The organism is Caballeronia sp. INML2 (genome assembly GCF_023631365.1).
GTDB lineage: Bacteria > Pseudomonadota > Gammaproteobacteria > Burkholderiales > Burkholderiaceae > Caballeronia > Caballeronia turbans.
The window spans coordinates 157,981-168,783 of sequence record NZ_JALQDH010000040.1 but is presented as its reverse complement, the minus strand read 5'-3'; the positions used below and the strand labels follow the sequence as shown (position 1 = coordinate 168,783).

The 10,803-nt window shown below is 58.5% G+C and carries 12 protein-coding genes and 1 tRNA gene; 5 read left to right on the top strand and 8 right to left on the bottom strand.

Going from position 1 to position 10,803, the window contains the following annotated elements:
- Positions 1 to 452: 452 nt before the first annotated feature.
- Both NCT32_RS14140 and NCT32_RS14135 read right to left on the bottom strand, forming a co-directional pair.
- The gene (locus tag NCT32_RS14140) at positions 453 to 1,055 is read right to left on the bottom strand and encodes a recombinase family protein (protein ID WP_250477256.1); all 603 of its coding nucleotides are present in this window, start codon (positions 1,053 to 1,055) and stop codon (positions 453 to 455) included.
- A 625-nt stretch (positions 1,056 to 1,680) separates the two neighbouring features.
- On the bottom strand, positions 1,681 to 2,613 hold the full coding sequence (locus NCT32_RS14135) for a hypothetical protein (RefSeq protein ID WP_250490417.1): 933 nt from the start codon (positions 2,611 to 2,613) through the stop codon (positions 1,681 to 1,683).
- 257 nt (positions 2,614 to 2,870) lie between these two features.
- Here NCT32_RS14135 and NCT32_RS14130 point away from each other — a divergent pair, with 257 nt between their 5' ends.
- Together NCT32_RS14130 and NCT32_RS14125 are read left to right on the top strand one after the other, a co-directional pair.
- A complete protein-coding gene (locus NCT32_RS14130) occupies positions 2,871 to 3,242 on the top strand; it encodes a DUF6232 family protein (protein ID WP_250490416.1) in 372 nt (123 codons plus the stop codon).
- Between the two features lie 238 nt (positions 3,243 to 3,480).
- On the top strand, positions 3,481 to 3,897 hold the full coding sequence (locus NCT32_RS14125) for a hypothetical protein (RefSeq protein ID WP_250490415.1): 417 nt from the start codon (positions 3,481 to 3,483) through the stop codon (positions 3,895 to 3,897).
- A 945-nt stretch (positions 3,898 to 4,842) separates the two neighbouring features.
- On the opposite strand, the gene NCT32_RS14120 is transcribed toward NCT32_RS14125, so the two are convergent.
- From NCT32_RS14120 to NCT32_RS14100, 5 genes are all read right to left on the bottom strand, one after another.
- Positions 4,843 to 4,918 (bottom strand) — tRNA-Ala (locus NCT32_RS14120).
- Positions 4,919 to 4,984: 66 nt separating this feature from the next.
- Positions 4,985 to 5,329 carry a c-type cytochrome gene (locus tag NCT32_RS14115; RefSeq protein WP_061116676.1) on the bottom strand — a complete coding sequence of 115 codons (345 nt, stop codon included), beginning with the start codon at positions 5,327 to 5,329 and terminating at the stop codon, positions 4,985 to 4,987.
- On the bottom strand, positions 5,326 to 6,132 hold the full coding sequence (locus NCT32_RS14110) for a BON domain-containing protein (protein ID WP_061116920.1): 807 nt from the start codon (positions 6,130 to 6,132) through the stop codon (positions 5,326 to 5,328). Before NCT32_RS14110 ends, NCT32_RS14115 begins: the two co-directional genes overlap by 4 nt.
- Positions 6,133 to 6,155: 23 nt before the next feature.
- Entirely contained in the window at positions 6,156 to 6,743 is a 588-nt protein-coding gene (locus tag NCT32_RS14105; protein WP_061116675.1) for a phosphoheptose isomerase, read from the bottom strand.
- 103 nt (positions 6,744 to 6,846) lie between these two features.
- Positions 6,847 to 7,200, bottom strand: coding sequence for a YraN family protein (locus tag NCT32_RS14100; RefSeq protein WP_061116674.1), 354 nt, complete (start codon positions 7,198 to 7,200; stop codon positions 6,847 to 6,849).
- 80 nt (positions 7,201 to 7,280) lie between these two features.
- Between NCT32_RS14100 and rsmI the strand changes: the two genes are divergently transcribed.
- On the top strand, positions 7,281 to 8,171 hold the full coding sequence (gene rsmI, locus NCT32_RS14095; protein ID WP_061116919.1) for a 16S rRNA (cytidine(1402)-2'-O)-methyltransferase: 891 nt from the start codon (positions 7,281 to 7,283) through the stop codon (positions 8,169 to 8,171).
- Between the two features lie 52 nt (positions 8,172 to 8,223).
- Here the strand turns inward: rsmI and NCT32_RS14090 are convergent, their stop codons facing one another.
- On the bottom strand, positions 8,224 to 8,829 hold the full coding sequence (locus NCT32_RS14090) for a septal ring lytic transglycosylase RlpA family protein (RefSeq protein ID WP_061116673.1): 606 nt from the start codon (positions 8,827 to 8,829) through the stop codon (positions 8,224 to 8,226).
- Positions 8,830 to 9,493: 664 nt separating this feature from the next.
- Here NCT32_RS14090 and NCT32_RS14085 point away from each other — a divergent pair.
- The gene (locus NCT32_RS14085; RefSeq protein ID WP_061116672.1) at positions 9,494 to 10,138 is read left to right on the top strand and encodes an MBL fold metallo-hydrolase; all 645 of its coding nucleotides are present in this window, start codon (positions 9,494 to 9,496) and stop codon (positions 10,136 to 10,138) included.
- A complete protein-coding gene (locus NCT32_RS14080; protein WP_061116671.1) occupies positions 10,135 to 10,770 on the top strand; it encodes a hypothetical protein in 636 nt (211 codons plus the stop codon). Before NCT32_RS14085 ends, NCT32_RS14080 begins: the two co-directional genes overlap by 4 nt.
- Positions 10,771 to 10,803 lie beyond the last annotated feature (33 nt).

Here is a 10,803-nt window from a genome sequence, read left to right as displayed (position 1 = left end):
CCGAGAGCAACAAATCAGCACTTGCGAAAGGAGGTAAAAACAAGGATTCTTGATCCCCGTTCGAGCCCCGAAACAGGGCCTTTCTCTGGCGCCATTACGCCGAAAACACCCGGCTCCTTTACGGCGAAAGGCAACATTAATGGAGCGTGAGGGGAATCGCCGGGATGAGTGGGTATCGCTGGGATGACTGGGTTCGCCGCGAATGTCGTTGCCGGTGACAAACAGAAAACGAGCTGTGGGCGTCACTCAACTCTCACATTGTGCGAGCACCGTAGTCTTCTGCAGAGAACGAGGAGGCCGTTGCGTGGTCTCAAAGACTACGAGAGAAACTCAGGGAACATGAGAGCGAAGCCCGTCTGCTTCGTTGGAAGGGGCGTCCCCCACCTCGCTTTATATCATCCAAATATCGTTTAAAATCAATGTCTTATATCTGATTTTACATTTCGAATCGTTTAGGCTTGGGCTCCCACCTCAGCACAGTAGCGCTTGATCGTCGCCACAGACAGACCGAAGTGAGCAGCCGTGGCCGCAATGCTGGCTCCATTCTCGACTCGCCAAGCCTGCACCTCTACAGCCTCAGCCTTCCGCGGTGCTCCGAGCTGCTGACCCCGTTCCCTAGCGGCCTCAATGCCTCGCTTCTGCATTTCCTTCCGGTTCAGGTAATCAGCCTCACCCTGAGCACACATGAAAGCCAGTACAGCGTCTCTGGTCGCCTTGCTGATGGCATCGGTAGCTGTTCCATCGAACTCCATGCTGTTCATCGTGCAGATCACCTTCACACCCATGTCCATAAGTTGCCGCATTGTGGCCGCAAGCTCATCGTATCGGCGGCTGATACGGTCTAACCAACGCACGTACAGCACACCCCCATCGGAGAGCTTGTCCATCACACGCTTCCACTCGGGACGATCAGAAGGCGCTACGTGGTAGCCAGACACGCCCTCGTCAACATGCACATGGCGCTTATCCACGTGATGGGCCTTCGCATCATCGTATTGGCTGGCGCTCGTTTGACCTTCCGTTGTCGAAATACGACCGTAGTAGACCGTCTTCACTGTTAGCTCCCCGTGGCTCATTAAGTAGATGGCTCAATTCTACGGGTAGCTCACAATACAGTCAACATTATGAGCTAGGTTTTTAGCTGCACCGTTGCTTGGCTCTAACGGTATACCTTGTGAGCTAGGCTACCGTGAAGCAAAGGGGCCAGTAGACACAAAGCATCCACCATCGTTCGACGACCATTGTTAGCTGACAAAGGAAGGAATGGCGGCGTGTTGGTATCGCTAAAGGCTGGAGCTTCATTTTATTTTCGAACTCCGTAACCAAGGTACCCCATCGCACCCCATGGACACCCACCTTCCAAAAGAGGGCTAAAGACTCGACCTCGTTGTTTTGTTGTGACCCTGTGCATGAGAGTGAGCCTCGCCGAATTCATCGACCAGGCGACAAGGACCCCATCCAACTTGGGGCTTTTAGTCCTATGGCTCCGCGAAAGAAAAAGGCCACCCCAAAACAGAGGCAGATCGAACTGAGAGGGCCGCAATGCTCGCACCCTGAAAACAGTATGGGAGGCCACGGCGCAGGGCTCAAACTGGTGGTGAGATGCTTTGTTTCATTCTCCGCTCGCGCCTTCGCCACTGTTCGCGTTGTCCATTGGCTCAAAGCGTCAGTTATGCGCGGTTATTCGTATGTCTTCCCGATCTCGAACAAGGTCTGAGTAGCCTTAATGAACCGAATGCAGTTCTCGGCGGTGGCCCGGTCTTCTCTCGCCATGTGCATGATTTTGTTTCTCACATCGAAGAGAGAGTTCAAGTGGTCGTTCACTAATGCCTTGAATACAGTTCGCCGCTTTTCGGCGAGTAGGTTTGGAACGAACTTTCTGAGATATTGATTTATGTTGGCCTCTTCCAGCATCTGGCGCATATCGGCGTCAAGTTCCAAAGGAACTTTGTTCATAACTAGACTCCGCATAAATACCTCGCAAGCGATGGCTGCATCGATTATGGAACGCCGAAATTCACGCCGGTTGTGAGACTCATGAGCATCATCAAGTAGTTTATAAAATATAGGCGTTTCCTCTGCCCTTTCGGCAGTAGAACGGACCTCCTCCCACACATTCTCGGTTATTGCGCTACTAAAGTTGACGTTAAGAAATATTGTCGCGGCCCAGATGGGGTGATGTGTTTCAGTGTCGTGTAAATAGGTCGACCACCCGCTTTGGTTGTCGAGGGGTTCGCGCCTGCCAATTCGGAAATTGTTAGTTTTCCATCGGAGTAACGAAAGCCAGTACTCGAAGGCGTTGCTTGCAATATCCGTTGAGGCTGTCACGATATCGTCTAGCCGTTGTTGCTGGGGTGCTGAAAGCAAGTCTACTGCCTTAGGCTGCCGAGCGAATATTTCAATCGGCACGTCGATCGCCTCTCCCTGCTGGACCACTACATCAACCGTATTTATTCCAGCAGTGCGAGCAATATCTGCACCGTATTCGAGCACATACCCGTCAAGATATGCCCGAGACCCCTCGTCATGCGATTCAGTGGCCTGATCGCGGGTCGGAAGTGTGATGATGACAGTCGCATCTCGATAGCGAAACGCGTGCGATTTGCCGAGCAAGGCGCATTCGACATGAAGGTTGGGCGTTGCGAACCGGTCCGACGATTGGAGTGTCACTCGTCGTGTTCTTGTCATAGCAATCTCGTGCGTGTCATATTCGGATCAAAGTATTAAGAAGAAGCCAGCTCGTTCGATAGTAGGAGCTGTCACTGGCTCCCGAGCCTACGTAACCAATACACCTAAAGTCTGGGCTGACATTGCCGTTAACGCATCGAACGAGCGGCCCTTCATCGCTCGATACTACCGCGAGAAAAACAATGGATGAGAGAGTTTTCCTAGACGAGAACGGGATGCGGGTCACGAACGCCCGATTCATCACGCCTGCGCAGACCTACGCAATGAGTGGCGTAACGTCGGTGAAGCGGGAAATCAAACCGGCCAATCGCGTACCGGGGTTCTTGCTGGCGGTCCTTGGCGTCACAATCTTCTTCCTAGGCGATGGCGGCTGGAAGGTCATAGGGTTCCTCTTGCTCTGTGCTGGGGTCGCAGTGGCTGTGAAGGAGAAAGACACTCACTACGTGGTTATTCATAGCGCATCAGGCGAATCTCGCGCCACTCAGAGCGACGATAAGGGCGCTATTGACCGAATCATTGCCGCGCTCAACGAGTCGATAATTGCTCGTGGCTAAATGAGCCGATGACGCGAAGTAGAGCTCCAACGGTCAGCGATACCCATCTCGGGGCTCTGACAGCTTCTCTTTTTCTGCATAATGTCGGGGAAGGCCATGACAGATTCCAAATTGTGCTTTCTGCGTGCGCGACCATAGCTACGATCGCATTTACTTTTGCATGCCTCGGTATTTGGCATCTCTTTTTAGGAACAGGGCGAAGCGACGGCCCAATGCTTGCGTTACCATCAAGGGAGCAATGGTGGATGGGTATGCATGCCTCGGCGACCTCTATCTCCATCAATTGATTCATACGCAGTCTCGCCCAACGCTCTATATGCGAACCCGTACAAAATCGATTATTGCTGTCGTAGCGGTCCTCCTCATTTATCAAGGTTGGAATAAGGGTAAGGAAGCGGAGAAATCGGAGAAGCTTGCAGAGCTGCATCGGGTCGTTGATTCATTTACCACCCGACGCGGCGATTCGATCCACGTCATCGTAATGCCATGCGCCCGGACTGACGGTGCAACCGGACATCAGATCGAATATCTCAGAGACACATCAGTGATCGACCGTGGATGTGCCGTCCTCGTTCAGCGCCACAGACAATGGGCCGTCGAGTGGAACACCGCCCCCTTTGAACTTCAAACGATCCATACCGATTACAGTGAGTGAGACAGCTAATTTTACGGTCGCAGTTGAGGTAGAGAAAACGACATGGACCGCGAAGATTCGCATATAGTCTATGAATTTTGGCGGTTGGCTCGAAGCGTAGGATCGAGGGCGGTTGGGCAATTATGCCGGTTCAAAATCTAGTTATTGAAAACTTCTCTCGTCGATACCGATTTTCCGATTGGCCCAATACCGGTATCCCGGCAGTGGCTGCAGGCGTGTACGCTATTTGGCATGGCGACACCTTCATCTATGCTGGAATGTCGGGCAGGGAAATCGAAAAAGCGCAGGTTGCGGGAAGGTCGAGATACGGACTTGTTACTCGACTGGACAGTCACGCATCCGGACGATTAAGCGGCGACCAATTTTGTGTATACGTCGCCAATCGACTGGTCTTGCCGAGCTTGGGTCTGGACGAGTTGCGGAAATTTGCGTCTGGGGAGAACACTCTAGACCGTTTGACCAAGTCTTACATACGCTCGAACTTTCACTACCAGTTTGCGATTGTCGATTCAAGCAAACGAGCCTATGAATTCGAGATGCATATACGATCAGGGTTGATCTTCGGCGTAAAGCCCCTGTTGAATCCCGTCTGATCAAGACCGGGACGAAGCTGTCCGAAAACGGTGGCGAACCGGTTCGTCCTTGGACACGCATCCGAGCTACGATTCGCGCGGCCTCGGACACCTTGTGCACTAGTGAAGCGGTGTCCCTCGATTGGCTACCTCGATGACGATGAGCAGGAATGTACGCAAGACAAACGCAAAAAGAAGGAGCGACGCTGACGAGAGCTTCGAGGTTGACCCGTGAGAGGCCCCATGTCATCCTCCGAGGCAGACAGGACCGCCTGTCACCCTCATGTCACCCGGCGAGGTGTCAAACCGAACGACGAGGGAAGTGGCGCAAAAGAAAAAACCAGCCTAAGCGACTGGTTTTAAAGAGAATTCGTGGTGGAGAGGAGGAGGATCGAACTCCCGACCTTCGCATTGCGAACGCGACGCTCTCCCAGCTGAGCTACCCCCCCAACGAACGCAGATTGTATCACAGCCAAATCGCCCACAGGCAAGCCTTCGGACGATTCCACTCGCGCCTACTTCTCCGGCGCTCCCGCCAGGATCCATCCGACGACTGCCTTGATATCCGTATCGTTCATCCGGGGATGCGATGGCATCGGAATGGACCCCCACACGCCTGCGCCGCCATTCTTCACCTTCTTCTCGAGCTTCGCGCTCGCCTGCGGATCGCCCTTGTACTTCTCGGCGACCTGCTGAAACGACGGACCCACAAGCTTGCGATCGATCGCATGACACCCCATGCACGCATTGCTTCGCGCGATCACGATGGCACTCGCGGATGACACGGACTGCTCTGCGGCAGACACACCAAAAGACGCGGCGACGATCACCGCGCCGAAAATCACACGCACCATACTCATTTCGCCGCGGGAGCCCGGTTAGGATTGCCCGGATGCACGTCTGAGTTCTTCACCGGCGCGGGCGACTGCATATCGAGCGGACGCGACGTCACGCCCGAATCGGGCACCGTGCCGACCGTCGCGTCAGCGGCAGCGGGCGAGCTTGCCGCCGACACCGCGCTCGCATCGGATGCGGCCGCGGCCTCCAGCGCTCGCGCCTCTTCAGGCTTGATGTACTGGAACACCTTCACGACCTGCTCCACGCCCGGCACGCGCGCGGTGACATCGGCGCCATGCGCGCCCTCGTCCGGCGTGACGAGACCCATCAGATAGACGACGCTGCGCTCACACACCACCTTGTAGTAATTCGCGCGCAAGTCCTTTTCGCCGACCATCGCGGTCTTCACACGGGTTTCGAGATAGGAGTCGTTCGCACGCGACGAGATCGAACTCGCGCCCTGAATCGACAGTTCGTTGACGATGCTGCCCACGTTATTGATATCGCGCACGACGGCCTCGGCCTTCTGCTTCGACGCTTCGTCGGGCACCTCACCGGTCAGCAGCACGCGCCGGTTGAACACGGTCACGTTGACATGCGCCGTATCGGGCAGGTTCTCGTTGATCCGCGAAAGCGCCTTCACCTGAATCTCGCGGTCTTCGGTCTGCGCACCGAGCGTGCGGCGATCCGTGGCGATCAACGTGCCGCCAGCCGCCGCGCCGACGACCGCGAGCGCGCAGCCCTGCAACGTCAATGCGACTCCCGACAACATGCTCACCACGAGCGTGGCTTGGGCCAGCGTCGCCTTGACGCGTGTCTTGTTCATCAACTCCGTTCCCCCTTTCAGTTTCAGTCGTCGCCGAGCAACATCGCATCGATGCCGTCGCACAGACAGTGAATGGTCAGCAGATGGACTTCCTGGATGCGCGCCGTTCGATCGGACGGCACGCAGATGTGAATATCGGTTTCGGCAAGTACGTCGGACATCGCACCCCCGCCCTTGCCGGACAAGGCAATCACGATCATCTCGCGGTCATGCGCTTCCTGAATCGCCGCGAGCACGTTGACCGAGTTGCCCGACGTGCTGATCGCGAGCAGCACATCGCCCGATTGACCGAGCGCGCGGACCTGGTTCGAGAAGATCTGCTCGAACGCATAGTCGTTGCCGATGGCCGTGATGATCGATGTATCAGTCGTCAACGCGATGGCCGGCAAGCCAGGGCGCTCGCGCTCGAAGCGGCCGATCAACTGCGCGGCGAAGCGTTGCGCATCGGCAGCCGAGCCGCCGTTGCCGCAGACGAGAATCTTGTTACCGTTGGCAAGTGCGCCGAAAAGCGTGTCGACAGCCGCCGCGATCGGAACCGCCAGCGCATCGAGTGCTTCGAGTTTGAGTGCCGCGCTGTCGCGGAATTGCTGTTGAATACGTTCGACTGACATCGACTCTCGATCATCGGCCGCGGCGCGCGGCGGTATGTGGCTTGAACGCTCAAAGCGTCGGTTGTTGCGCAGTTTACCGCATGCATCATGCAACGAACCTCGCTCATGCCTCGTCGGCGCGAAACGCATCGGGCAGCCAATGCACGCGACCCGCATCGAACGCGACGACATCGAAGCGGCACGCCGGCAACGCGCCGCGCCAGGTCGCGAGGAAATGCTGGGCGGCGTGCACGAGGCGCACACGCTTTCTCGCATCGACACTCGCGGCTGCATTCGCGTAGCGCCTGCTCTTCCTCGCCCGAACTTCGACGAACACGAGCGCGCCACAAGCATCGAGCATCACAAGATCGATCTCGCCGCCCCGGCACGTCACATTGCGCGCGACGAGGCGCATGCGCTGCCGCTGCAGAAATTCCAGCGCACGCGACTCGAAAACATCGCCGAGCGTTTTGGACAAGGCTCCTCCCTAAAAGTTGTCGGCGGGCCATGCTAATCGCGCGTGGCAAAATGACGTCCTTTCCTTCAACGCCCGCGCTCATGCTCCAGATCTCCGAACTCGCCGCCGGGCAGCACTATCCGACAAGCGCGCTCTACGTCGTCGCAACGCCGATCGGCAACGCGGCGGACATCACCGTGCGGGCGCTGCATGTGTTGCAACTCGCGGATCGCATCGCGGCCGAAGACACGCGCAACACCGCGCAACTGCTCGCGCGCTACGGCATCTCGAAGCCCTCGATCGCCGTGCACGAGCACAACGAGCGCGCGGCCGCCGAACGCGTGATCGAGCATCTCAGGAACGGCGAGCGCATCGCGTGCGTATCCGACGCCGGCACGCCCGGCATTTCCGATCCCGGCGCGCGTCTCGTCGACGCCGTGCGCGAAGCCGGGCTGCCGGTCATTCCACTGCCTGGCGCGAGCGCGCTGACGACGGCGCTCTCCGCGGCGGGCGCGTGGGTAAGCGGCTTCTCGTTCATCGGCTTCCTGCCGACGAAGCCGAAGCAGCGCGCCACGCAATTGCGCACGCTCGCGAATCATCCGATGGCGCTGGTGTTCTACGAAGCGCCGCATCGCATCGTGGAGACGACGCGCGCGCTCGGCGAGACGCTCGGCGGCGAGAGGCAACTGCTGATCGCCCGTGAACTGACGAAATTACACGAGAGCCTGCATCGCTGCACCTTGGCCGAAGGGCCAGCGTGGCTGGAAGCCGATGCGAATCGTCAGCGCGGGGAATTCGTTCTGGTGGTGGAAGGCGCGCCCGAAGCGCAAGACGCCGACGACGCGCACGACGCACTGCTCGCGACGCTGCTGGAAGAGTTGTCGGTGAAGAGTGCGGCGCGCATCGCCGCGACGTTGACGGGCGCATCGCGCAACGCGCTGTACGAGCGCGCGCTCAAGCTGGCAAAGCGGCACGAAAGCGCAGACGAATGAAAACGGGCCGTCGCGAGACGGCCCGTCCGGTTCTGCAAGGCGCGGCGTGAGATCAGTTCACGTTGTCGTCGGCAAGCGATTGCGCCTGCTCTTCGCGCGCCGCACGGGCTTCCTGCTGCGTGAGACCTTCGATCTTCACCTTCTGCGTGCCGGCGCCGCGCATGCCGAGCACCGCCGCGGCAGCGTACGACAAGTCGATCACGCGCCCGCGCACATACGGACCGCGGTCGTTGATCTTCACGACCACCGTCTTGTGGTTGGACTCGTTCGTCACGCGCACCCACGACGCCAGCGGCAACGTGCGGTGCGCCGCGGTCATCGCGTTCATGTTGAACTTCTCGCCGCTCGCCGTCTTGCGGCCATGGAACATGCGGCCGTACCACGATGCCTTGCCCTTCTGTTCGAAGCTGCCGGCGTCCGGGCCGGTCGTGATCGGCTCGGCGCTCGAAAGCGACTGAGCCTGGGCCGGCTTGTCGGCCGGCAGGGTGGAAAGATGGGAATCGAACGCGAGCGGCGCCGTCGAGCGGGCATTGCTCGTGCTCAGAGAGTCTGTCTTCTGAGGATTGGCTGCAACATCGCCCGAACCCGGCGCGGCGCAACCGGCCAGCACACCAACTGCTAGCAGGCTTCCGACATGTCGAATAAATCGAGCATTCATAGACGTGTTTACGATAAAAGGAGCAACCGCGCTGCGCTGGTCGGCGCGCGCATGGCTGCTCGAGGCTTTGCCGTGCAAAGCAGAACGCCGCTCGGTCAAGCGAACGGCGAAACTGTGCTCGGATGCGGCGCACTCGTGCCGCAAACGCCCGGTTATTGTTCACGTCTGGCGCAACCTGTCCCCGGCAGCCTGACCAGACCCCACAAGCCGCCATCGAACTTGGCATCAATTCGTGCGCTGAAAACCCTTATGAGCGCAGGAACGGCGGCGTAGGCCCCATCCGGCATGATGGCTGCAAAAACCATCAGACAGACGCGCGGCGTCTGGCCGGACAAGACGTGTGCACCTACTCGAGGTGCTTGAGTTGCAATTGCGAGGCTTTTGGCCCCGGAACAGCGTACTGACAGCGATTGTAAAAACGCACTAGCGTTTCAACCTTCGCCTATTGACGGCATGGTTAAGTCCATGCACAAGTACTGCCATTATACAAAAAAACAGCGGTTCGTCCCGCCGGACCCAACATTTGGTCATTGATTTTCGCTATGACCGTAAGAATTGCCAGTTTGCGGCGGATTCCCAAGTGCTTTCAGCATCACCATTGCATGCGTTCTGGCACCGGTACAATGGACGTTTTTACAGTCCTGCGCGTACCGACGACAGTCATATGAAAGTCATTCTCGTTCCCGTGACGCCCTTTCAGCAGAACTGCTCGATCGTGATCTGCGACGCGACGCGGCGCGCCGCTGTCGTGGACCCGGGCGGTGACATCGAACGCATCATCGAGGAAGTAGAACGGCAGGGCCTGACCGTCGACAAGATTCTCCTGACGCACGGCCACCTCGATCACTGCGGCGGAGCAAAGGCGCTCGCCGACCATTACGGCGTACAAATTGAAGGACCGCACCGTGAAGACGCGTTCTGGATCGACCAGTTGCCCGCGCAGACTCAGCGCTTCGGCTTCTCGAGCGCGGAAGCGTTCACACCGGAACGCTGGCTGGTCGACGGCGACACCGTGCAATTCGGCAACGAGTCGATGGAAGTTTATTTCTGCCCGGGTCACACGCCGGGCCACGTCGTGTTCTTCAGCCGTGAGCACAAGCTCGCGTTCGTCGGCGATGTGCTGTTCGCCGGTTCCGTCGGACGCACGGATTTTCCGCGTGGCAATCACGCTGAACTTATCCGCTCGATCCGCGAGAAGCTGTGGCCGCTCGGCGACGAGGTCACGTTCGTGCCCGGTCACGGCCCGGCATCGACTTTCGGCGAAGAACGGCGCACCAACCCGTTCGTGCGCGACGGAGTGACAGCGTGAACGCGATTCCCGAAATCTACGTCAGCACCGACGTCGAAGCCGATGGCCCGATTCCCGGACCGCATTCCATGCTGAGCTTCGCCTCGGCAGCGTTCACGGCCGACAAGCAACTCATCGGCACTTTTTCGGCCAATCTCGAAACGCTGGAAGGCGCGGCGCCCCATCCGGTCCAGGCCGCATGGTGGAAAACGCAGCCGGACGCGTGGGCCGCGTGCCGCAAGGATTTACAGAAGCCGGAGATCGCGCTGCCGGCTTATGTCGAATGGGTGGAGGCGCTGCCGGGCAAGCCGGTGTTCGTCGCGTATCCGGCGGGCTTCGACTTCACGTATATGTTCTGGTACATGATGCGCTTTGCCGAGCGCTGCCCGTTCTCGTGGTCCGCGCTCGATATCAAGACGCTCGCCTTCGCGATGACCGGCCTGCCGTATCGCAAGGCAATCAAGCCGCGTCTGCCGAAGCATTGGTTCGATGAGCTGCCGCACACGCACGTCGCACTCGACGACGCGATCGAGCAAGGCGCCCTCTTTTGCAACATGCTTGCGGAGCTGCGGGCATCGCAGGCCGCGATGGCTCGGACATCGGCCGAACCGAGCGGCGATGCCGAAGGTAAAACCGCGCAGTCAGGCCAGTGAGTTAGGGAAACTCCCTCAGTGCGGGCGCCTTGC

Excerpts from the sequence above, each read along its gene's own strand:
- NCT32_RS14130 (WP_250490416.1), top strand. The coding sequence starts at position 2,871 with ATGGATGAGAGAGTTTTCCTAGACGAGAACGGGATGCGGGTCACGAAC.
- NCT32_RS14125 (WP_250490415.1), top strand. The coding sequence starts at position 3,481 with ATGGTGGATGGGTATGCATGCCTCGGCGACCTCTATCTCCATCAATTG.
- NCT32_RS14115 (WP_061116676.1), bottom strand. The coding sequence starts at position 5,329 with ATGAGTATGGTGCGTGTGATTTTCGGCGCGGTGATCGTCGCCGCGTCT.
- NCT32_RS14110 (WP_061116920.1), bottom strand. The coding sequence starts at position 6,132 with ATGAACAAGACACGCGTCAAGGCGACGCTGGCCCAAGCCACGCTCGTG.
- NCT32_RS14105 (WP_061116675.1), bottom strand. The coding sequence starts at position 6,743 with ATGTCAGTCGAACGTATTCAACAGCAATTCCGCGACAGCGCGGCACTC.
- rsmI (WP_061116919.1), top strand. The coding sequence starts at position 7,281 with ATGCTCCAGATCTCCGAACTCGCCGCCGGGCAGCACTATCCGACAAGC.
- NCT32_RS14090 (WP_061116673.1), bottom strand. The coding sequence starts at position 8,829 with ATGAATGCTCGATTTATTCGACATGTCGGAAGCCTGCTAGCAGTTGGT.
- NCT32_RS14085 (WP_061116672.1), top strand. The coding sequence starts at position 9,494 with ATGAAAGTCATTCTCGTTCCCGTGACGCCCTTTCAGCAGAACTGCTCG.